Here is a 21,952-nt window from a genome sequence, read left to right as displayed (position 1 = left end):
CTATTAAGACGCCAGTTATGTCTTTCACAGCTGGCTTGTATCCCTAAAGGTTATCCGACACGCTGAGGCAAATCCGACGCAACGCCCAAGCGTTCGCCATTTCGAGATGAAAACGATACAAAGCCCCCTCGGGCTACAAAATCTCGTCGTGCCCGGTGGCCTTCAAAGAGTCAACCAAAGCTTTAACCTTTTGGGCATTTTCCTTATTGGTCACCAGCAGGGCATCTGGGGTGTCCACGATGATCACGTCCTCAAGTCCAATAACCGCGATCATTCGCTTGGTATCGCTCACCAAAATTCCGCTCGAGGAATCAGATAGCACTCTGGCTGAACCCAAAACTGCCAAATTGTTCTTTCGGCCCTGAGACTGCAATTCGGCTATAGCTGCAAAGTCCCCAACATCGTGCCAGCTGAAGGTTCCAGGAATCACCGCAACCAATCCTGCCTCGGCTGCAGGCTCAGCGATTGAGTAATCAATCGCTACCTTCTTTAAGGTCGGCCATACCTTCTTTATAACTGCAGCTTTTTGGTCGGTATCCCAGGCAGCGGCCAGCTCCAAGATGCCGGCGTGAAGCTGCGGCTCTGACTTTGAGAGTTGGCGAAGCAGCAGCGACGCCGGTGCAATGAACATTCCAGCGTTCCAAAGGTATTTGCCTGACTCGACATACTTTTTGGCACGATCAAGCTTTGGCTTTTCGACAAACTTGTCCACCGTTAGAGCTGACGGTGCCCCTGGGACGGAAATGGCTTCACCGGTTTTGATGTATCCAAAGCCAACCGAGGGTTCGGTTGGTTGGATACCTATTACTACGATTCGATCGGTGGCTGCAAGCTCAATTCCCTCGGCAACAGCTGCTCTAAAGGCTGGGCCATCTTGAATAACGTGGTCGGCAGCAAATGAGCCAATGATTACATCAGGCTCACGCCTAGCCAAAATTGCTGCCGCGAGCGCAATGGCGGCAGTCGAATCCTTCGGGCTGTCCTCAATTACTAGATTTGCACTCGAAAGCTTAGGCAGCTGGGCCTTCACGGCCTCCTCGTGGGCTGATCCGGTGACAATCATGGTTCGGTCCACGGTAGTAATAGGTGTCACGCGATCCCAGGTGTCTTGCAATAAGGTCTGGCCAGAGCCGGTTAGGTCATGCAAAAACTTAGGAGCCGAGGCTCGAGAAAGTGGCCAAAGCCTGCTTCCCACGCCCCCGGCAGGGATAATTGCGTGAAAGCGGTCGATAGGTTTTCTGGGATTATTCATGACAGTAAAAACCCTAGCCCACCCTCGATGCTTGAGCGAGCCCCCAATATTTGGGGGTTAGACTTTATTTCAAAGCGAATTCGTTCCCGAGGAGGGTTCAGTGCCAACAATTCCAGCAGGGACTCTGTACCGCGGAAAAGTCGGCATGTGGTCCTGGGTTTTGCACCGAATCACCGGTGTTGCCATCTTTTTCTTCCTGCTAGTTCACGTTCTCGACACCGCTTTGGTTCGAGTTAGCCCTGCGGCCTACAACGTGGTTATTGCCACCTATAAGACACCTCTTATTGGGTTGGCAGAGCTGGGACTCGTTGCGGCGATTTTGTACCACGGCCTAAACGGAATTCGCATTACCTTGATTGATTTTTGGAGCAAGGGTGCCAAGTACCAGAACCAGATGTTCTGGGTCGTCATGGCAATCACCATCGTGCTGTTTGTAGCTTTTGCCCCCCGTCACCTTATGAACGTTTTTGGTTAGGAGGAGAAGAAAATGTCAGTGACTATTGAGATTCCTAACTCCCCTAGGTCTCGTAAGGCCGCCAACTGGGAAAAGTATGGCTGGATTTACATGCGCGTTTCCGGCCCGCTACTTATTGTTCTGATCTTTGTTCACTTGATCTCTAACCTCGTTGTTCCAGACGGTGGCGTCAAGGCAATCGACTTTGCTTTCGTTGCCGGCAAGTGGGCCACGCCGTTCTGGCAGTGGTGGGATCTTGCGATGCTATGGCTGGCTCTGCTTCACGGAACCAACGGCATGAGGACAGTTATAAATGACTACACCGAACGGGAAGGAGTTAGGAAAACTTTGGTTGTATCCCTGTGGGGAGTGTGCTCAGCCCTGATTCTTCTCGGAACTTTGGTTATCTTCACCTTTGACCCATGCCCAGTGGGATCTCCAGTAGATCTCTTGCCTTCATTTTGTCCAGCAGCAGTTCAGTAAGGGATTCCTAATTGCCTCAGAACGAACACGGAACTAACACGCACTATCACCAGCACGACATAGTCATTGTTGGGGCCGGTGGCGCAGGCATGCGTGCAGCAATTGAAGCAGGGCCTCACCTAAAAACTGCCGTGATCTCGAAGCTGTTCCCAACTCGCTCTCATACCGGAGCTGCTCAAGGTGGAATGGCTGCAGCGCTTGCAAACGTTGAAGAAGATAACTGGGAATGGCACACCTTCGACACCGTCAAGGGTGGCGACTACCTGGTTGACCAGGACGCAGCCGAGATTCTTGCCAAAGAATCGGTTCAGGCCGTTATCGATCTTGAGAACATGGGACTTCCCTTTAACAGAACCCCAGATGGCAAGATCGATCAGCGCCGCTTCGGTGGTCACACCAGAGATCATGGAAAAGCTCCGGTTCGACGTTCTTGCTACGCAGCCGACCGCACCGGACATATGATTTTGCAGACTCTTTACCAAACCTGTGTAAAGCTCGGCATTGAGTTTTTCAACGAGTTCTATGTTCTAGATCTAGTGATGACCGAATACAACGGTGAGCAGCGCCCATCCGCGGTAGTTGCTTTTGAACTAGCTACCGGAGACATTCACGTTTTCCAGGGCAAGTCAATTGTGTTTGCAACCGGTGGTTTTGGAAAGATCTACAAGACCACCTCTAACGCACACACTCTTACTGGAGATGGTGTTGGAATCATTTGGCGCAAGGGCTTGCCACTTGAGGACATGGAGTTCTACCAGTTCCACCCAACCGGTCTTGCAGGCCTTGGCATCTTGCTTTCTGAAGCTGCTCGAGGTGAGGGAGGAATCCTTCGCAACGCATCGGGTGAGAGATTCATGGAGCGCTACGCGCCAACCATTAAGGACCTAGCTCCTAGAGACATGGTTGCTCGCGCGATGGCGAACGAAGTTCGCGAAGGAAGAGGAGCGGGACCTAACAAGGACTACGTTCTTTTGGACCTCACTCACTTACCTCCAGAGGTAATCGACGCCAAGCTTCCAGACATCACTGAGTTTGCAAGAACCTACCTTGGTGTTGAGCCTTACACCGAACCAGTTCCAGTTTTCCCAACCGCTCACTACGCTATGGGTGGAATTCCTACCAACATCAAAACTGAAGTTCTATCCGACAACGACACCGTAGTTCGCGGACTATTTGCTGCTGGTGAGTGTGCCTGTGTTTCGGTGCACGGTGCCAACCGTCTTGGAACCAACTCACTGCTTGACATTAACGTCTTCGGTAAGCGCGCTGGAATTTACGCGGTTGAATACGCACGCGAGGCTGATTTTGTTCCAGTTCCAGAAAACGCCATCAGTGATGTCGAGAAGTTGCTGGCGATTGCCCGCAACTCAACCGGAACCGAGAAGGTAGCTGTACTTCGCAAGGAGCTACAGGACTCCATGGACAAAAACGCCCAGGTTTACCGAACCGAAGAGTCGCTAAATGAGGCGCTGGATAAGATCGCGGAGCTTCGCACCCGCTACCAGAACATTCAGGTTCAGGACCGCGGAAAGCGCTTCAACACTGACCTGCTGGAGGCAATCGAGCTTGGTTTCTTGTTCGATCTTTCTGAAGTTTTGGTAATGACCGCTCGCGAGAGAAGAGAATCCCGTGGTGGTCACTTCCGTGAGGATTACGAGACTAGAAACGACGAGAAGTTCATGGTTCACTCCATGGCCTACAAGCTTGATAAGACCCCGGCAAAGCCTGGAGAAGACATTCGCGTGGACTGGAAGCCAGTGACCGTAACCAACTACCCAGCGATGGAGCGTAAGTACTAATGGCTGATGACATCAAGGTAATTGCTGAAGTTCCTAGCTTCACTGTGACTCTCATGGTTCGCCGCTACGACCCAGAGGTAAGCGAAGAAGTGAAGTGGGTCGACTACGACGTCACCGTTTACGGTACCGATCGCGTTCTAGATGCGCTTCACAAGATCAAGTGGGAAATCGATGGATCGCTTACCTTCCGCAGATCTTGTGCTCACGGTGTTTGTGGTTCTGACGCAATGCGCATCAACGGTAGAAACCGTCTTGCCTGCAAAACCCTTATCAAGGATCTAGATATCACTCAGCCAATTTACGTTGAGCCAATCAAGGGTCTTCCGGTTGAGAAGGACCTAGTTGTAAACATGGAGCCTTTCTACAAGGCCTATCGCGACATCAATCCTTTCCTGGTTGCAAGCGACAAGCCAGAAAAAGAAAGACTGCAGTCACCAGAAGACCGCGCACGTTTTGATGACACCACTAAGTGCATCTTGTGTGCAGCTTGCACCACTAGCTGCCCAGTGTTCTGGACTGACGGACAGTACTTCGGTCCTGCAGCAATTGTGAACGCACACCGCTTTATCTTTGACTCTCGCGATGAGGGTGCTGAGGTAAGACTTGATATCCTGAACGATAAAGAAGGTGTGTGGCGCTGCCGCACCACCTTCAACTGCACCGAGGCTTGCCCTCGTGGAATCCAGGTAACCAAGGCAATTGCGGAAGTAAAGCAGGCCATCCTAAAAGGTCGCGCCTGATGATCAGCCGCCGCGGAGTAATCGCCTCGGCAGTTGGCGTTTCCGCCGTTGCAGCACTGAGTGCTTGCTCCCCTGAAGTTACCGATCTGACTAGCACCCCTGAACCGGAAGCCCCAGCAACATCGACGCCGGTTGCCGTTGCAAAGACGAGTGACATCCCAATTGGTTCTGGAAAGAAGTTCGACGTTGAAAGTGTTCCGATTTTGATTACTCAACCAAAAGCAGGGGAATTCCGAGGCTTTAGTGCTGTTTGCACACACGCAGGTTTTGTGATGAGCAATGTGGCAAATTCCGAGATCAAGTGCGATAACCACGGCGCTGTTTACAGCGCTGATGATGGGTCGGTTCTTTCGGGTCCAGCACCTCTAGCTTTGGGTAAGGTCACCGTCGCAGTTGAAGGTGACGACATCCTGGTGAGTTTTTAGTGCCGGCTAAATCCGGAATTGAAATAGCTTCAATCAACGTAAACGGTGTTCGTGCCGCATTTCGAAACGGTATGGGAGATTGGCTAAAGACTTCTAATTCACATATCCTCGCCCTTCAAGAAGTTCGTGCCAGCTACCAAGATTTAGCGGAGCAGTTTGAAGCAAACGGTGGTCTTGCAGAATCAGGAGGTAAGTGGCACATCTTGCACGATGAGGCTTCTGCCAAGGGCCGAGCAGGAGTTGCGCTGGTTAGCACTATTCCTTTTGTTTCATCGAGCGTGAAGCTTGGCGCAACTGATTTTGATTCGGCTGGACGATGGCTCGAGGGAACATATCAAGTTGGCAGTAAAAAGCTGACGGTGGTGAGCACCTATGTTCACGCAGGAGAAGCTGACACTCCTAAGCAAATCGAGAAGTACAAGTTCCTAGATGCGATGCAAGCGCGAATGGCGAAGCTACAAAAATCCGAAGACTACGCAGTTGTAGTTGGCGATCTAAACGTTGGTCATACCGAGCTTGATATCAAAAACTGGAAAGGCAATCTCAAAAACGCTGGCTTTCTTCCTGAGGAGCGAGCTTACTTCGACACTCTTTTGGAAAAGCACGGTTGGGTGGATGTTGGAAGAGCAGCTCACCCTGATGTGCCAGGCCCTTATACCTGGTGGTCATTTAGAGGTCAGGCCTTTGATACCGACACCGGTTGGCGAATCGATTACCACCTGGCCAGTCCGAAACTGGCAGCGGGTGCAAAAAACTACACAGTCCACCGTGCCAAGAGCTATGACTCGCGTTGGAGCGACCATTCTCCAGTGACTGTGGTTTACGCTATCTAGGGTGAGCACACAAAAGCCCAATCTTCTAAGCGGAATGCAGCCCTCGGCTGATTCGCTGCATCTGGGTAACTACCTTGGAGCATTGACCAACTGGGTCAAGATGCAAGATGATTTCAACGCTTATTACATGCTGGCGGATTTGCACGCCATCACAGTCCCCCAGGATCCCAAGGAACTTCGTGACAACACCCGAAGGACAGCAGCCCAGTATTTAGCTGCCGGCATCGATCCAGAAAAATCAGCATTGTTTATGCAGTCCCAAGTTCCAGCTCACGCACAGCTTGCTTGGGTTTTGAACTGCATCGCGGGTTTTGGTGAAGCATCCCGCATGACTCAGTTCAAAGACAAGTCGCAAAAAGCCGGTGCTGACACCGCTTCGGTGGGACTGTTTACTTACCCAATTCTTCAAGCGGCCGATATCTTGCTGTACCAACCAAAGAAAGTTCCAGTTGGCGAAGACCAGAGACAGCATCTCGAGCTAACGCGTGATTTGGCAGAGCGATTCAACTCTCGTTTTGGAAAGACATTCACTGTTCCCGAGGCGCACATCCTCAAAGAGACTGCGAAGATTTATGACCTACAAAACCCTGAATCAAAAATGTCAAAATCCAATGAGCCCAAGGGCACAATCAACATCATGGATGACTCGGCAGTCACTCTCAAAAAGATTAAGGGTGCGGTCACAGACTTGGATAATGAGATTCGTTTTGATGTTCAGAACAAGCCTGGGGTATCAAACCTGCTTGGCATCTATTCGGCAGTATCCGGTAAGTCGGTTGATCAACTAGTTTCTGAACTATCCGGCAAGGGCTACGGAGATCTAAAAACTGAAGTTGCCGACGCCGTTCTAGCAGTTATTGAACCAATTCGCGACCGCGCCAATGAGTTGTTAGCCAATCACGATGAGCTTGACCGACTCCTAGGCCTTGGAGCAGACCGCGCCAACGCTCTAGCCGAGCAAACTTTGGCTGCTGTCTACGAGAAAATCGGCTTTATTCCTAGGAAATAGCTGGGAGCCTGGGAAATAATAAGGCGCCCTTTTGGGTTTTCTGTAAGGATAGAAAAGCAACAACGTTCTTCGGGGTCAGTGAAAATCTGAGCCGGCGGTATAGCCCGCGACCCGAATCAAGTGTCCTAGATACTTTTTTCGGTTGATTTGGTGAAATTCCAGAGCCGACGGTTAAAGTCCGGATGGGAGAAGAACCACAGGGCTAGTCCTTGGCATTTTTTGCCAACTGGGTTAGCCCTAGCTCCCGTTAGCTGTGCCCCGCAAGTTCGTAGAACGAACTTTATTGGATAGGGCACATTGAACAAGCTAAGTATTGAAGACGCGATGATTCGCGCGCTCGAGCTTGCCCTAAAGGGTCCGATCAAGGGAGTAAACCCGCAGGTAGGGGCAGTGATTTTGGATTCCACTGGCGCAGTAATCGGCGAAGGATTCCACAATGGATCGGGTACTCCCCACGCTGAGGTAATCGCCCTTCAAGCAGCTTTGTCCGGTGCGCAAAAACTATCCTCCGGCTGCGTAGCGGTAGTCACTCTCGAACCTTGCAATCACACCGGCAAAACTGGCCCGTGTGCCCAAGCTTTGATTGAAGCAGGGATTTCAAAAGTTGTGTTCGCATCCACTGACCCAGGTGAAAATTCAGGTGGCGGAGCAAACACTCTTCGCGAAGCTGGCATCGAAGTACACAGCGGTGTGCTGCAAGAAAAAGCCGACCAGCAATCGCGAGTGTGGCTAAGCGCTTCAAAAAACCAAAGACCTTTTGTTACCCTCAAGTGGGCCAGTAGCTTAGATGGCCGAGCGGCTGCTGAAGATGGAACAAGCAAGTGGATCAGCGGAGAAGCATCCAGAGCGGATGCTCATCGTCGCCGATCTGAAGTTGATGCAATCGTGGTTGGCACAGGAACAGCCTTGATTGATGATCCAGAACTCACCGCTAGAAAAACTGATGGTAGCTTGCATGAAAGCCAGCCGCTTCGCGTGGTCCTTGGAACAAGAGATTTGCCTTCGAATCTTCGGGTATTCAACTCCGACGCTGAAACAGTTACTATCAAGACCCAATCAATTCACGGCGCTCTTGGAGAGCTGTACCAGCGCGGTGTAAAGCACGTTCTTGTCGAAGGCGGCCCGACTCTTGCCAGCAGATTTGTGCAAATGGATCTGGTGGATGAATTTGTGGTTTACCTGGCTCCAAAACTACTCGGTGGCGAAAAGCTTGCAATCGGATCTATTGATGTTCCATCAATAGATCAGGCCAAGGGTCTTGCATTTCAAGAAGTGCGCAAACTCGGCGAAGATGTGCTGATTGTGGCAAGACCAGTAAGGGAGAACTAAATGTTTACCGGAATCATTGAGGAACTTGGCACTGTGGCATCAGTTGAGGTTCTTCCAGACAGTATCCGCTTAGCCATCAAGGGAGATCTTGTAAGACAAGACCTTTCTCAAGGCGAGTCGATCTCTGTGAACGGAGTGTGCCTAACAGCTGCTGAAATCACCTCCGATGGCTTTATCGCCGACGTGATGCTGGAAACCCTTAATCGTTCAAGTTTGAGCGGTATTACCCAGGGTGAGAGCGTAAACCTCGAGCGAGCGATGTCGGGAGCTGGAAGATTTGGTGGACACGTGGTTCAAGGCCACGTCGACGGAGTTGCTGAAATCATCTCTCGCGAACCAAGTGCGAACTGGGAAGTAGTAAAGGTCAAAATCCCAGCTGAGTTGTCAAAGTATGTAGTTCACAAGGGATCAATCACTTTTGACGGGGTTTCACTTACCGTCAATGACATTTCCGATAACACTGTCTCACTGAGTTTGATACCGGAAACTTTGAGGCTGACAACCTTGGGAACAAAACAAGTCGGCGACAAACTAAACGTCGAGGCCGACATCTTGGCCAAGCACATCGAGAAACTAATAGAGGCAAGGAGTCAGTAATGGAACTGGCAACCGTAGAACAAGCGCTCGAAACACTCAAAGCCGGCAAGCCGGTTTTGGTGGTAGATCACCGCAACCGTGAGAACGAAGGCGATGCCATCATGGCCGCTCAGTTTGCCTCGCCTGAATGGATTTCTTGGATGGTTAAGCACACCTCCGGTTTCATTTGTGCTCCTATGGCTGAGTCTTTAGCCAACCGTCTTGAGCTTCCACTGATGACCAACAACAACCAGGATCGCTACCGCACCCAGTACACCGTCTCGGTTGATGCAGCAGCTGGGGTCACAACCGGAATCAGCGCAGCTGATCGAGCCACAACGCTAAGGATTCTGGCTTCGCCAGATTCTCAGCCAGAGCATTTGATTAGACCTGGCCACGTAATTCCACTTCGCGCGCATCCAGATGGTGTGTTTGGAAGGCCCGGCCACACCGAAGCAACCGTTGACCTACTAAAGCTTGCCGGCCTAGTTCCGGTGGGAGTTATCGCCGAAATGGTCTCTGAAAACGGCGAAATGATGCGCCTTCCTGAGCTTCTTACCGTTGGTGAAAAAGAGAAGCTGCCGGTTATCAGCATCGAGCAAATATTCGATTACCGCGAGCTAGCGGAGGTTATCCCCCGAGATGACACCGTTGAGCGCATCCGTTTTGAGGCAGAAGCGATGATGCCATCAACCCACGGAAGCTTCAAGCTTCGCGGCTACTACGACACCAGAACCACCGCTGATCACGTTGCCATTATTGCCGGCAATCCAACTGGTGAAAATGTTCTGGTGCGCATGCACAGCGAGTGCATTACCGGTGAGGCGTTTGGTTCGAAAAAGTGTGAGTGTGGACCACAGTTGGACTACGCCCTCGACCGCATTGCAACCGACCCAGCCGGTGGAGTTGTGATTTACCTTCGAGGTCAAGAAGGCCGAGGTATTGGGCTTCTAAACAAGCTCAAGGCCTACGCTTTACAAGATGAAGGAATGGACACCGTCGAAGCAAACCTAGCCTTGGGTCTTCCTAGCGAAGCGCGCGAGTACGGTGCAGCCGTTTCGATCCTGCGCGATCTTGGAATCAAGAGCGTTCGTCTAATGAGTAATAACCCAGCCAAGATCGATGCTCTGGAGATGGCAGGCATTTCAGTAACTGAGTATGTGCCAATCATCGTCGGACAAGAAAACGAAAACATCGGCTACCTAGAAACAAAAAGAGAAAAGATGGGCCACATTCTTCCGGAAGGTGAAAAAAGTGAGCGGTAGCGGAGCACCGAAAATGGTTATTGACGCATCGGGTCTGAAAGTGACAATCGTCGCCACCAGTTGGCACACGGTTATTACCGATGGTCTTTTGGCCGGCGCAGAGAAAGCATTGAAAGAAGCTGGGAACAGCGACTACAAAGTGGTTCGGGTACCAGGAGCTTTTGAGCTTCCGCTAGCTGCATCACTTGCTATTAAAAATGGTGCTGAAGTGGTTATTGCCCTGGGTGTAGTCATCCAGGGAGAAACGCCTCACTTTGATTACGTATGCGATGCCGCAACTTCAGGGCTCACTCGTGTTCAGTTGGATACCTCGGTTCCTATTGGCTTTGGTTTGCTTACTGTCTCCAATGAGCAACAGGCTCTGGATCGAGCTGGCCTTGCCGGTTCCAAGGAAGACAAGGGTGCCGAGGCGGTTGAGGCCGCAATCATGATGAAGAGGTTATCCTTTTAGATAAAGAAGGAGAAATCTCATGCTCGAACTTGCCGGAATTCTAAAAATGTTTCTTGTTGTGCTTCACCTAGTTGGAATGGCTGCTCTGCTGGGTGGATTCCTTGTTCAGATTAAGGCTCTAAGGGCAAAGACCGCTGAGATTCTTCCAGCCATGGTTCACGGAGCATGGACTTCACTTCTCACGGGAATACTCCTAGTTTCAGTTCACTATTGGGAACTTACCCTGGGAAGCACTGAGGAACTGGACAACAGCAAGATTGCAATTAAGTCTGTGGTCGTGGCAGTCATTGTCACGCTAGCTATGATTCACCGCAAGAAAAAACCTGTTTCAGGAAACGTGCTGGGAAGTATTGGAGCCCTTACCTTCCTGAACGTCGTTCTCGCTGTTTTCTGGTAGTTCTGGTGTGTTGACGGCAAAACTCGGCAACACCAGGGTCACGGGCAAAGAGCAGTTTTACACTCCCCTTGAACTAGCGCACAGCCTTATTACAGACGTTGAAGCAGTCCTAGGTTCCCTACAGGGAAAGATTGTGCTCGAGCCAGCTGGCGGAACCGGATCATTTGTTGAGGCAGCTTTTGCCAAAGGTGCCAAAGAAGTAATCAGCTTTGATATTGAGCCGCTTCACGAGAAGGTAGTTCTCGGAAGTTTCCTGGAGCAAGAACTTACTCAACGAAACTTGATAACTATTTCCAATCCCCCATTCGGAAGAAACAATTCACTCAGCATTCCATTTTTCAATCATGCAGCGCGCGTGAGCGATGCCATTTGCTTTATCGTCCCGAGGTCTTGGCGAAAGTGGTCGGTGACTAATCGACTGGATCTGAATTTCGAATTGATCTCCGACCAGGACATAGACATTGACTACGTGGACTCAAGTGGCGAACTGATCTCCGACAAATCCAGGCTGGCAACCTGTTTTCAGATCTGGAAGAAAACTGCAACTCCTCGAGTTCCAGTGAAGATAACCGATATGGGAGTAATCGAGAAAGTCTCCCCTGAACTTGCTGATGTCTCCATGACAATCTTCGGTTACGGTTGCGGAAACATAAAAGAGGACTTTGAACGTGTACCGAACACAACTCAGCTATTCTTGAAACTAAACCACCCGCAGGCCCTTTCTGCTCTGCGGAGTGTTGATTTCTCTAGGTTCTACAAAAGCACCGCTTATACCGAAGCCTTGTCTATTCAGGAGATTAACTACCTTCTGAACGAACAGATTTATGGCGACCCAATGATTGAAGGTAGTTCCAAATGAGCATGGCAGGCCGCGGCAGACAACTAGGACCCAAAGACACCGGACCCAAAGCAAAGTTCAGCCAACTCACTCCGTACCTACTTGAGCACAGGCCCGCGCTTATCGTTGCAGTGATTCTTTCGCTAATTGGAGCGGTCGTCAGCTTGGCTCAGCCACTGGTTGTGGGGCAGGTAATCACTGCCGTTCAAGAAGGAAAAGACGTAGGTCAACTAGCCGCATTTCTGGTCGTGATCATTTTCGGCGCTGGAATTACTTCAGGATTTATGTACTACGTGCTTGCCAAAGCAGGCGAAGGCGTGGTTCTATCGGCCCGAAACAAGCTTGCTGTTCGACTGCTAAAGCTTCCAATCTTGGAGTACGACCTAAGACGAACCGGTGACCTGGTGTCCCGGGTTGGATCAGATACGACCTTGCTTCGAGCAGTCCTCACCCAGGGCCTGATTGATGCAGCCGGTGGTGTTCTGATCTTTGTTGGCGCAATCATCGCCATGGCATTTATTGACCCGTTCCTATTGCTACTTACCCTCGCAATGATCTCGGTAGCGGTAGTTGCAATTGTGATCTCAGCACGTCAGATTCGTTCGGCAACTACTAAGGCTCAGCAGCGAGTTGGAGAAATGGCGGCTGCCGTTGAGAGGGCGTTATCTGCGGTTAGAACTATTCGCGCAGCACGTGCTGAATCACGCGAAACCGCAAGCATCAGCAACGACGCCAACGAGGCTTATGTTCAAGGTGTAAAGATTGCAAAAATCAACGCCTTAATATCGCCGATTGCAGGTGTTGCATCAAACGCTGCCTTCATTGTTGTTATTGGTGTGGGCGGATACCGAGTAGCTGCAGGAGAAACGGAAGTTGCAGATCTAGTTACTTTTATCCTTTTGATGTTTTTGATGATTAGACCGCTTGGACAGGCTTTTGGTGCATATAGCTCAGTGATGAGCGCCTTGGGTGCGCTGGCCCGTATTGAAGAGATACTTGTGCTTCCGTTGGAAGAAACAGCAAAAGAGTCGGCCCAGGTTAGTAAGCCTAGAAAGACACAAAACGCCATCGAATTCAAAAATGTCAACTTCGGCTATCCATCCACTGAAGATTTTCGAGATGGTAAACCCGTTATTAACAACGTTAGCTTCAAGATTAAAACAGGTGACCGCGTTGCACTGGTTGGACCTTCCGGATCTGGTAAGTCAACCATCTTGTCCTTGATTGAAAGGTTCTACGAACCGGACTCCGGCGAGATTCTGCTCGAAGGGGTTCCGGTTCGCGAGTTATCGCGGGATACCCTGAGGTCTCAGATTGGCTACGTTGAGCAGGAAGCGCCGGTTCTGGCTGGAACAATCCGAAACAACTTGCTGATTGGCTCACCGGATGCAACCGATGCGCAGCTCAAGAAGGTGTTAGGTCAGGTCAACATGACCTCAGTTCTCAAGCGAGACAAGCGTGGACTAGACGCTGAGGTGGGCGAAGCTGGAATTATGCTCTCCGGAGGAGAGCGCCAAAGGTTAGCTATTGCCCGTGCGCTTTTGGAGGCTCCCCCGATTTTGCTTCTAGATGAGTCAACTTCGGCCCTCGATGGACTAAACGAGCAGCGCATGCGTGAGGCTATTGACGCTGTAGCTGAAGGAAGAACCATGATTGTCATCGCCCACAGATTGTCCACAGTCGTTGATAGTGATCAGATTATTGTTCTTGACCAAGGCAAGGTAGTCGGCATAGGAACCCATAGCCAGCTGGTCAAATCGACTCCTCTATACAAGCAACTGGCTAAGCAGCAGCTACTAGTTTGATTTGCTGCCGAAGCTTAGAGCTAGGCTGATTTTTATGAACTATCCACTACTTCAAGGACTCGGCGATCCGCTGAGTCGAGACACCGCCCTAGCACTTGATAAGGCAGATGAGCTTGCCTCATTCCGCAAAGAGTTCTTCATCAAAGATGAAAACATTTGCTATCTCGATGGAAACTCATTGGGCCGGTTGCCGCTAAAAACTATCGAGCGCGTGAATAGTTTCTTGACCGATGAGTGGGGAACCGAACTTGTTGATGGCTGGAGTCATTGGATTGACGAAGCTCAACCTGCCGGTGATTTACTGGGACGCGCTACCCTCGGTGCAAAAGCTGGACAGGTCCTGGTCTGCGATACAACAAGTGTGAACTTGTATCAGCTATGTGTAGCTGCCATCAAGGCAAGACCAAATCGCAAGACAATAATTGTTGACTCCGCAAATTTCCCAACCGATCGATATGTAGTTCAGGGAATCGCCGAGCAGTTTGGCCTCAAGCTAATCACCATAGATAACGATGGCTCGGGTGGCCCTGGCGCAATCAAGATTGCTTCAGAAAATGAACTGATCACCGCCGAACTTCTAGCACCACTGCTAAGCGACGATGTTTCTCTTGTGACACTGCAAGCGGTGAACTACCGCTCTGGTGCAAGACCGAACATCAAAGCCATCACCGATCTGGTTCGCTCTTTTGGTGGGTTGGTGGTTTGGGATGCCTCCCACGCCGGCGGATCAGTCGAGCTTGATTTTGATGCCAACGGTGTTGACTTGGCTGTTGGCTGTACCTATAAATACGGAAATGCTGGCCCGGGGTCCCCCGCTTGGCTCTATGTAAAGAAGGAACTGCAGTCAGAACTTCAGGTTCCGATCCAGGGCTGGTTTGCTCAGGATGACCAGTTTGCGATGGGGCCGGTGTTTGACAAAAACACCGCTATCCGCGGATTCCAAATTGCAAGCCCTTCAATTATTGGTATCCGCGGCGTTCAAGTGAGCTACGAAATGATTGAACGGGCCGGAATTGCCAAGATAGCCAAGAAAGCTTCCCTTGGAACCGAGCTGATGATTGCTCTATTTGACGCCTGGCTAGCCCCGCTGGGCTTTACTCTGTTGACTCCTAGAGATGCCAAGTCGCGTGGTGGGCACATCACCATTGGACACCCCGAGGCCAAGCGCATAGCGGCTGGCTTGAGACAGTTCGCTCAAGTAGTTCCTGATTACCGAATGCCTAACTCGATTCGGTTAGCTATTTCTCCACTACCAACTAGTTTTATTGAGGTCTACGACGGTTTCGAAAGAATCAGAGAATCAGTAATGCGAAAAGACTATGAGAAAATCCAAGACAGCGGAAACAGGGTCACATAAATGAGTCAAGAACACGACAAGGCAGTCACCTACACCAGCTACCTAAAAGTTGATGAGCTACTTGGACTTCAGCAACCACTTTCTGATGGCCCAGAACACGACGAGCTATTGTTCATCACCATTCACCAGGTTTACGAGCTTTGGTTCAAGCAAGTACTTCACGAATGCTCCGCTCTTCAGGCAACACTAGAATCAGGCAACACCCATCGCTCACTTGCATTACTTGGTCGAGTAAGAACCATTATGAAAACTTGTGTGGCGCAGCTCGACATCTTAGAAACAATGACCCCACTTCAGTTCAACTCTTTCCGCGGGCGACTTAGTTCCGCTTCTGGATTTCAATCAGCTCAGTTCCGCGAACTGGAAGCAGTACTTGGAAGACGCGATCAAGCCGGTGCCGATGCAACCCCTGGAACCGGAATGGCAATGGCAGCTCACTTGGTTCCTGGTTCTACTCCAAGACTTAGGGTTGAGGCCGCCATGACAAGGCCGAGCTTGTACGACTCTGCACTGAAATACTTTTCATCGCGCGGACATAAAATTCCTGCCGATGTCTTGAACCGCGACGTCACCATCGGCTACGAAGCAAATGAAAAAGTGCAGGACGCACTGCTGGATGCCCATCGAAACGACCCAGAATCCAATATGGTTGGCGAAGCACTCGTGGATCTAGATGAGGGATTGCAGGAATGGCGCTACCGTCACGTGAAAATGGTGGAGCGAACCATTGGAGCCAAGATGGGATCTGGTGGGTCCTCTGGAGCTGGCTACTTATCCAGCACCCTATTTCGCCCCGTGTTTGCTGACCTTTGGGCTATTCGTTCTAGATTCTAGAAGCGGCGCGATCAACCACGTTTTTAACCAACATGGCCCGAGTCATCGGACCAACCCCGCCAGGATTAGGCGATAGCCAGCCCGCTACCTCCACAACCGCTGGATCAACATCTCCGACAAGCGAGACAATTCCGTTTGCTTCAGTTCTTGTAATACCAACGTCCAAAACTACGGCCTGTGATTTGATCCATTCAGCTTTGACAAAGTGCTTTACTCCAACAGCTGCTACGACCACGTCTGCTCGCTTAACTGCTTCAGGAATGTTTTTGCTTCCCGAATGAAGTAGCGTCACAGTTGCATCGATACTCTTTCGAGAAAGCAATAGCCCTAAGGGTCTTCCAACCGTCACACCTCGACCAATAACTGCAACTTCTTTTCCTGCAAAATCGTAGCCGTAGCGACGAAGTAGTTCCAAGATTCCCATCGGGGTGCACGGAAGTGGGGATGTAATCTCACCCGAAACATTCAAAACTAGTTTTCCAAGGTTGATTGGATGTAGTCCATCGGCGTCTTTGGCTGGATCGATGGCTTCCAGTAGCTCGTTGGTATTGATTCCCACCGGAAGGGGAAGTTGAACAATGTATCCTGTGACTTCCGGTGCATTGTTTAGTTCAGATACGGCTTTGAAGATATCGGCCTTTGATGCACTAGCGGGCAAATCAATTCGAATTGATTGAACTCCGACTTCAGCGCAGTCGCGATGCTTGCCTGCAACATAAGAGTGCGATCCGGCGTCATCGCCAACCAGCAACGTTCCAAGCCCTGGGTGAGATCCTGCCTGCTTGAGCTTTACAACTGCATCAGTAAGTTCTAACTTGATGGTTTTGGCAGTTGCCCGACCATCAAGAATTATCGCGCTCAAGTGTTACCAGTTCTCAAGACCCGAATAGAGCGGGAACTGATCGGTTAGCTTACGAACTCGAGCCTGCAACGCTGTAACGTCTGGGTTAGGTAGCAATGTTTGAGCAATGATCTCAGCAACCTCAGTGAATTCGGTAGCCCCAAAGCCTCTGGTTGCCAGTGCTGGCGTGCCAATGCGGACCCCGGAGGTGACCATTGGCGGGCGAGGGTCATTTGGCACCGAGTTGCGGTTGACGGTAATTCCAACATCGTGGAGCAGATTCTCGGTGGTAATTCCATCAATCGGAGCGTTTCGAAGATCCACCAGAACTAGGTGAACATCAGTTCCACCGGTCAGAATCGAAACCCCGTTGGCCTTTAGGTCTGCTGCCACTAGGCGATCGGCAATAATTCTTGCGCCTTCGATGGTGCGCGCTTGGCGCTCTTTGAATTCGTCGCCCATGGCAGCTTTGAAGGCAACGGCTTTGGCAGCGATGACGTGCATAAGCGGTCCACCCTGCTGACCTGGGAAAACACCCATGTCAATCTTTTTGGCAATTTCAGCTTTGCAAAGAATTAGACCTGATCTTGGACCAGCGAGAGTTTTGTGAACGGTTGTTGAAACAACGTCAGCGTATGGAACAGGTGAAGGATGAACACCGGCTGCAACCAATCCTGCAAAGTGAGCCATGTCTACCCAGAGCTTTGCACCAACCTCATCGGCAATTGATCTAAAGGCTGCAAAATCTAGGTGACGTGAGTAAGCAGACCAACCGGCAATCAAAACAGCCGGCTTGGTTTCAATTGCTCTGGCGCGAACGATGTCCATGTCAACCAAGTTTGTGTCTGGGTTTAGCTCGTACGAGTGCGCGTCATACATCTGACCTGAGAAGTTCAATCGCATGCCGTGAGTTAGGTGTCCACCGTGGGCAAGTTCAAGACCAAGAATTCGATCTCCTGGTTTTGCAAGAGCCATCATCAGTGCAGCGTTTGCAGTTGCACCAGAGTGTGGCTGAACGTTTGCGTGCTCAGCACCGAATAATTCTTTGGCGCGATCGCGCGCTAAGTTCTCTGCAATGTCTACCGCTTCACAACCGCCGTAGTAGCGCTTGCCAGGATATCCTTCTGCATACTTATTGGTTAGAACCGAACCCTGAGCTTCTAGTACTCCGCGTGAAACAAAGTTCTCGCTAGCGATCATCTCGAGGGTGTGGCGCTGACGGTCTAGTTCTTGGGCAAGAACAGCGGCAATTTCTGGGTCAGTTTCGCTAAGTGGCTTGCTAAAGCTGGAAGGTAGCTTGCTTTGGGTCATTCGGGGCTCCTATAGGTCTAGATAGCTGAGATTGGCCCAGGCGCTCGACCAATTGACTCTTCGCTCCCCGATGGAAACCCATCTTTTAGCGCCAGTTGCGATATTGAGAGCTTATCAGCCCAGTAAATCAGGCAAATTGCAACACGTTCGCAAAAAGGCATTCGCTCCAGCGAAGCTCTAGCTTAGAATTGGGAAACTGCCAAAATTACGAGAAGTGAGCTTTCCCAGCATGTCCGAACTACCGCTAGCTGTCCTAATCGGGGCAGGAATGATCCTTTTGGGCACTGCCGTAGCGGTCTGGATTGTGTTCAGCATAGTAAGACAGAACCGCAAGGACCAATCCTTTCCCGATTAAGCTAGGGAGTCTTATGAAAAAGACTGGCCTGACTCACTTTGTTCTGACTTTGGTCTGCGAAGACCGGCCAGGCATAGTCCATGCCATTTCCGGAGCGATAGTTCAGGCTCAGGGAAACATCACCGAATCCCACCAGTTCACCTCGGAAGACACCGGTCGCTTCTTCATGAGACTGCAGATCGAATCCCCTTCCAACCAGGCCGAGTTTGAAGCAAAAATTGCCCCTGTCACCAAAGAGTTTTCAATGATTTGGCAGTTAGACGTAGTTGGCCGAAAAATGAAGACGCTAGTTTTGGCATCGAGAGCTGCTCACTGCCTCAATGACATGCTTTTTCGCCAGCGTTCTGGTCAACTGCCAATTGTCATTTCAAAAGTTTTGGCAAATCACGACAATCTCTCCGAGTTGGCTGCTTTCTATGGGATTGGATTTGAGTCACACTCTGTAGCCTCTGAAGTCGAGCGGAAAACTTTTGAGGACAACCTTCGGAAAGTGATTGCAACAGAGGGTGTTGAGCTAATAGTGCTAGCTCGCTTCATGCAGATTCTAAGCCCTGAGTTTTGTAAGGAATTTTCTGGCAAGATCATCAACATCCACCATTCATTTCTTCCAGGATTTAAAGGCGCCGACCCTTACGCTCAAGCTCATGCTCGCGGTGTAAAGCTCATCGGTGCCACCGCCCACTTCGTCACTAGCGATCTTGATGAAGGTCCAATCATCGAACAGAACGTTGTTCGAGTAGAACACGGCGATTCCAGGAACCACTTGGTCGCTATTGGCCAAGATATTGAGTCCAAGACTCTCAGTCAAGCGGTTCGGTGGTTCGCAGAACACCGCGTCTTACTCGATGGTGCTAGAACCATCATTTTTAGCTAGCTATAGCCCCAGGCACTCCTCGCCTAGCCACAACCAACCCGGCAATTAGCGCAAATACTCCAAGCCCAATTAGTCCAGCGAATAAGCTGTTCGAGTTCCAGGGCGACTGCTTGTTTTGAACCGGAACCACAACACTTTGTGCGGCCTGAGACAAGTTGGAAGGCTGCTGCACAATTTCATCCTGCGCTACTGGATATTGCGAAGTCACTAATTCATCTGGAGCTGATCGAGTTTCCTCAAAGCCGTTTGCTTCAGGCTCGCTCGGAATTTCCTCAGTGACAATTGGTGCGACCAACTCTTCAACTGGCTCGGGAGCCAACACCACTTCTATAGGTGCAGGCTCTTGGGTAGGAGCCTGGGGTGGTTCCGGTTGCGAAGTGACCTGCTGCTCAGGTTCTGAAGGAGCCGAGTTCACTGATTCAGGTTCAGGCTGATTAGGAACTGATGGCTCCGTGGTTGGTGGCTCTTCAGTTGTCGGTGGAGTTGTTGGCTCTTCGACCGGTGGGGCTGTTGTTTCTTCCGCGGGCGGTGCAGCTGACTCTTCAGCTGGTGGTGCCGTTGTTTCTTCCGTCGGTGGAGCAGGCGGGTTTTCGACAAAGAGTTGGTAACTGAAAGTGATCTGTCCTGCTCCTGGCCTAACGCCCAGGGTGTGAACCACGTTGGTTATCAAACTTGGGTCGGTGTAGGAAGATCCACCACCGCCGCCTCCGGCGTCGGTGCAGCATGAGTCAGCGTCTGCGCCACCACCGCCACCGCCGTAGTAACCGCCACCGCCACCGCCACCTCCGTGCAGTGGGCCATAGCCTCCAGTACCTCCGACTCCCCAATCACCTGCAGTGCCAGAAGTGCCATCGCCATATGTTGCACCGCCCAAACCTCCGGCGGACTGAGATCCCCCGAGGCCGCCAGATCCCTGGCCGGTTTTTCCGTTGGCACCAACCAAGCCTCCTCCTGCTCCGCCTCCTGATCCAAGACCAGAGCCGCGACCGCCGCCGCCTCCGGCAACAACAATCCTGGAGCTAAGCGAATAACCGATTCTGATATCACTTGCTCCACCACCGGAGCCTTCCACTCCCGCAGATCCACCGGCAGCACCACCGCCGTTGAAGCCGCCGGGTTCGGCAGCATTCGAGCCTCCAGCACCTCCGACTGTGATGTAGAGAATTTCAGGTACTTGGGTGAATTCGCCGGTGACGCGACCGCCGCCACCTCCGGATTTACCACCTTGCGCACCGAGGGCTTCGAAGCGAATGTTTGTGGCATTAGGAGGAAAGGTAAGAGGTTCAATTTGACCGGTGTACCCGAAGGTAATGGTGCATTGATTGTCGAAACATTCCTCGACGATGCTTGCACTTGCTGGCATTGGAGCTAATACTCCAAAAGTTAGTGCCAGAGCAGGAAGTAGCTTTACTGTTTTGTTTGGTTGCCATTTTTTCATGGCGCAAATGTAAAACCCCTGACTATTTTCGGTCAGGGGTTTTACACAAGGTGGATTACTTTAGGCGCGCTGTCAGATTTTCTGCTAGCGAAGCCATGAATTCTTCGGTGCTCTGATAGGCCTGGCCGCTGCCAATAAGCGAGGACAAGTCCTTGGTCATTTTGCCTGACTCAACAGTCTTGATTACGACGTCCTCTAGGGCTTCGGCAAATTTAGCTACCTCTGGAGTTCCATCTAGCTTGGCGCGGTGCATTAGGGCACGAGTCCAGGCATAGATTGAAGCAATTGGGTTGGTCGATGTTTTCTTGCCAGCCTGGTGCTCGCGGTAGTGACGGGTCACAGTTCCGTGAGCAGCTTCTGCCAAAGCAGTCTTGCCATCTGGGGTGGTTAGAACAGATGTCATTAGGCCCAATGATCCAAAGCCCTGAGCTACGGTGTCTGACTGAACGTCGCCGTCGTAGTTCTTACATGCCCAAACGTAGCCACCTTCCCACTTCAAAGAAGCGGCAACCATGTCATCGATAAGGCGGTGTTCGTAAGTGATTCCGGCTGCCTTGAATCGGTCAGCGTACTCAGCGTCGAATACTTCCTGGAAGGCATCCTTGAATGCGCCATCATATGCCTTCAAGATGGTGTTCTTGGTTGATAGGTAAACCGGGTAGTTTCTAGCAAGTCCGTAGTTAAACGATGCTCTTGCAAAATCGCGAATGGAATCCATGTAGTTGTACATGCCCATGGCGACTCCACCGGCTGCCGGGTAATCAGCGATGGTCCAAGTCTGTGGCTCACCGGTTTCTGGGGTGTAGGTCATGGTGACGGTTCCCTTGCCAGGGATCTTTATGTCGGTTGCCTTGTACTGGTCTCCGTGAGCATGTCGGCCGATAACAATCGGCTTGGTCCAACCCGGAACTAGACGAGGAACGTTAGAGATGATGATCGGCTCGCGGAAAACTACTCCGTCAAGAATGTTTCGGATAGTTCCGTTCGGGGATTTCCACATCTTCTTTAGACCAAACTCAACGACTCGAGCCTCATCCGGAGTAATGGTTGCGCACTTTACTCCAACTCCGTGGGCCTTGATGGCGTGAGCTGCGTCAATAGTCACCTGGTCATCAGTTGCGTCTCTGTTTTGAACTGAGAGGTCGTAGTACTCAAGGTCAACATCTAGAAAAGGCAAAATCAAAGAATCCTTGATGTTCTGCCAGATGATGCGAGTCATTTCATCGCCGTCAAGTTCTACAACTTTGCCAACAACCTTGATTTTTGCCATGTTTGTATCTCTCTTT

Annotated in this window: 22 protein-coding genes and 2 riboswitches; of the genes, 17 read left to right on the top strand and 5 right to left on the bottom strand. The window is 50.9% G+C overall.

The features are described from left to right. Positions 1 to 133: 133 nt before the first annotated feature. Complete coding sequence (locus AC8GDC_RS01340) at positions 134 to 1,252, bottom strand: mannose-1-phosphate guanylyltransferase (protein ID WP_506558091.1); 1,119 nt, start codon at positions 1,250 to 1,252, stop codon at positions 134 to 136. A 100-nt stretch (positions 1,253 to 1,352) separates the two neighbouring features. Between AC8GDC_RS01340 and sdhC the strand changes: the two genes are divergently transcribed. The 16 genes from sdhC (at position 1,353) to AC8GDC_RS01260 (ending at position 15,847) form a co-directional block, all read left to right on the top strand. Further along, positions 1,353 to 1,727: a succinate dehydrogenase, cytochrome b556 subunit gene (gene sdhC / locus AC8GDC_RS01335; protein ID WP_506558090.1), complete on the top strand. Its 375-nt coding sequence runs from the start codon at positions 1,353 to 1,355 to the stop codon at positions 1,725 to 1,727. A gap of 12 nt (positions 1,728 to 1,739) precedes the next feature. Beyond that, on the top strand, positions 1,740 to 2,189 hold the full coding sequence (locus AC8GDC_RS01330) for a succinate dehydrogenase hydrophobic membrane anchor subunit (RefSeq protein WP_506558089.1): 450 nt from the start codon (positions 1,740 to 1,742) through the stop codon (positions 2,187 to 2,189). Positions 2,190 to 2,200: 11 nt separating this feature from the next. Beyond that, positions 2,201 to 3,988, top strand: coding sequence for a succinate dehydrogenase flavoprotein subunit (gene sdhA / locus AC8GDC_RS01325; RefSeq protein ID WP_506558088.1), 1,788 nt, complete (start codon positions 2,201 to 2,203; stop codon positions 3,986 to 3,988). Then, entirely contained in the window at positions 3,988 to 4,728 is a 741-nt protein-coding gene (locus AC8GDC_RS01320) for a succinate dehydrogenase iron-sulfur subunit (RefSeq protein ID WP_506558087.1), read from the top strand. Before sdhA ends, AC8GDC_RS01320 begins: the two co-directional genes overlap by 1 nt. Continuing rightward, positions 4,728 to 5,153, top strand: a complete 426-nt coding sequence (locus AC8GDC_RS01315; protein ID WP_506558086.1) for a Rieske (2Fe-2S) protein — start codon at positions 4,728 to 4,730, stop codon at positions 5,151 to 5,153. Before AC8GDC_RS01320 ends, AC8GDC_RS01315 begins: the two co-directional genes overlap by 1 nt. Beyond that, positions 5,153 to 5,986, top strand: a complete 834-nt coding sequence (locus AC8GDC_RS01310; RefSeq protein ID WP_506558085.1) for an exodeoxyribonuclease III — start codon at positions 5,153 to 5,155, stop codon at positions 5,984 to 5,986. The genes AC8GDC_RS01315 and AC8GDC_RS01310 overlap by 1 nt, the downstream gene beginning before the upstream one ends. A gap of 34 nt (positions 5,987 to 6,020) precedes the next feature. After that, positions 6,021 to 6,995, top strand: coding sequence for a tryptophan--tRNA ligase (gene trpS, locus AC8GDC_RS01305; protein WP_506558449.1), 975 nt, complete (start codon positions 6,021 to 6,023; stop codon positions 6,993 to 6,995). A gap of 61 nt (positions 6,996 to 7,056) precedes the next feature. Beyond that, positions 7,057 to 7,193: riboswitch (FMN riboswitch) on the top strand. 126 nt (positions 7,194 to 7,319) lie between these two features. After that, positions 7,320 to 8,324: a bifunctional diaminohydroxyphosphoribosylaminopyrimidine deaminase/5-amino-6-(5-phosphoribosylamino)uracil reductase RibD gene (ribD, locus tag AC8GDC_RS01300; RefSeq protein WP_506558448.1), complete on the top strand. Its 1,005-nt coding sequence runs from the start codon at positions 7,320 to 7,322 to the stop codon at positions 8,322 to 8,324. Continuing rightward, positions 8,325 to 8,921 (top strand): riboflavin synthase, encoded by a 597-nt coding sequence (locus AC8GDC_RS01295; protein ID WP_506558084.1) that lies wholly within the window; start codon positions 8,325 to 8,327, stop codon positions 8,919 to 8,921. It begins immediately after the preceding gene. Beyond that, positions 8,921 to 10,165 carry a GTP cyclohydrolase II gene (gene ribA / locus AC8GDC_RS01290; protein ID WP_506558083.1) on the top strand — a complete coding sequence of 415 codons (1,245 nt, stop codon included), beginning with the start codon at positions 8,921 to 8,923 and terminating at the stop codon, positions 10,163 to 10,165. The genes AC8GDC_RS01295 and ribA overlap by 1 nt, the downstream gene beginning before the upstream one ends. Continuing rightward, entirely contained in the window at positions 10,155 to 10,616 is a 462-nt protein-coding gene (ribH, locus tag AC8GDC_RS01285; RefSeq protein WP_506558082.1) for a 6,7-dimethyl-8-ribityllumazine synthase, read from the top strand. Before ribA ends, ribH begins: the two co-directional genes overlap by 11 nt. Positions 10,617 to 10,635: 19 nt before the next feature. Continuing rightward, complete coding sequence (locus tag AC8GDC_RS01280) at positions 10,636 to 11,013, top strand: hypothetical protein (protein ID WP_506558081.1); 378 nt, start codon at positions 10,636 to 10,638, stop codon at positions 11,011 to 11,013. A 10-nt stretch (positions 11,014 to 11,023) separates the two neighbouring features. Continuing rightward, entirely contained in the window at positions 11,024 to 11,872 is an 849-nt protein-coding gene (locus AC8GDC_RS01275; protein ID WP_506558080.1) for a hypothetical protein, read from the top strand. Next, positions 11,869 to 13,656: an ABC transporter ATP-binding protein gene (locus AC8GDC_RS01270; protein WP_506558079.1), complete on the top strand. Its 1,788-nt coding sequence runs from the start codon at positions 11,869 to 11,871 to the stop codon at positions 13,654 to 13,656. The genes AC8GDC_RS01275 and AC8GDC_RS01270 overlap by 4 nt, the downstream gene beginning before the upstream one ends. Before the next feature lie 34 nt (positions 13,657 to 13,690). Beyond that, positions 13,691 to 15,013 carry a kynureninase gene (locus AC8GDC_RS01265; protein ID WP_506558078.1) on the top strand — a complete coding sequence of 441 codons (1,323 nt, stop codon included), beginning with the start codon at positions 13,691 to 13,693 and terminating at the stop codon, positions 15,011 to 15,013. Then, positions 15,014 to 15,847: a tryptophan 2,3-dioxygenase gene (locus AC8GDC_RS01260; protein WP_506558077.1), complete on the top strand. Its 834-nt coding sequence runs from the start codon at positions 15,014 to 15,016 to the stop codon at positions 15,845 to 15,847. On the opposite strand, the gene AC8GDC_RS01255 is transcribed toward AC8GDC_RS01260, so the two are convergent. Both AC8GDC_RS01255 and glyA read right to left on the bottom strand, forming a co-directional pair. After that, a complete protein-coding gene (locus tag AC8GDC_RS01255) occupies positions 15,837 to 16,709 on the bottom strand; it encodes a bifunctional methylenetetrahydrofolate dehydrogenase/methenyltetrahydrofolate cyclohydrolase (protein ID WP_506558076.1) in 873 nt (290 codons plus the stop codon). The genes AC8GDC_RS01260 and AC8GDC_RS01255 overlap by 11 nt on opposite strands. Before the next feature lie 3 nt (positions 16,710 to 16,712). After that, on the bottom strand, positions 16,713 to 17,999 hold the full coding sequence (glyA, locus tag AC8GDC_RS01250; RefSeq protein ID WP_506558075.1) for a serine hydroxymethyltransferase: 1,287 nt from the start codon (positions 17,997 to 17,999) through the stop codon (positions 16,713 to 16,715). A 27-nt stretch (positions 18,000 to 18,026) separates the two neighbouring features. Further along, positions 18,027 to 18,108: riboswitch (ZMP/ZTP riboswitch) on the bottom strand. A gap of 259 nt (positions 18,109 to 18,367) precedes the next feature. Between glyA and purU the strand changes: the two genes are divergently transcribed. Further along, positions 18,368 to 19,228 carry a formyltetrahydrofolate deformylase gene (gene purU, locus AC8GDC_RS01245; protein ID WP_506558074.1) on the top strand — a complete coding sequence of 287 codons (861 nt, stop codon included), beginning with the start codon at positions 18,368 to 18,370 and terminating at the stop codon, positions 19,226 to 19,228. Here the strand turns inward: purU and AC8GDC_RS01240 are convergent. Both AC8GDC_RS01240 and AC8GDC_RS01235 read right to left on the bottom strand, forming a co-directional pair. Further along, positions 19,221 to 20,666, bottom strand: a complete 1,446-nt coding sequence (locus AC8GDC_RS01240) for a glycine-rich protein (RefSeq protein WP_506558073.1) — start codon at positions 20,664 to 20,666, stop codon at positions 19,221 to 19,223. The genes purU and AC8GDC_RS01240 overlap by 8 nt on opposite strands. 55 nt (positions 20,667 to 20,721) lie before the next feature. After that, positions 20,722 to 21,936, bottom strand: coding sequence for an NADP-dependent isocitrate dehydrogenase (locus AC8GDC_RS01235; protein WP_506558072.1), 1,215 nt, complete (start codon positions 21,934 to 21,936; stop codon positions 20,722 to 20,724). Between the last annotated feature and the right edge of the window lie 16 nt (positions 21,937 to 21,952).

Origin of the sequence: Rhodoluna miladensis (SeqCode) (genome assembly GCF_965234705.1) — a bacterium.
Lineage (GTDB): Bacteria > Actinomycetota > Actinomycetes > Actinomycetales > Microbacteriaceae > Rhodoluna > Rhodoluna miladensis.
The sequence above is the reverse complement of the archived record's forward strand: the minus strand, read 5'-3'. Positions and strand labels throughout refer to the sequence as shown.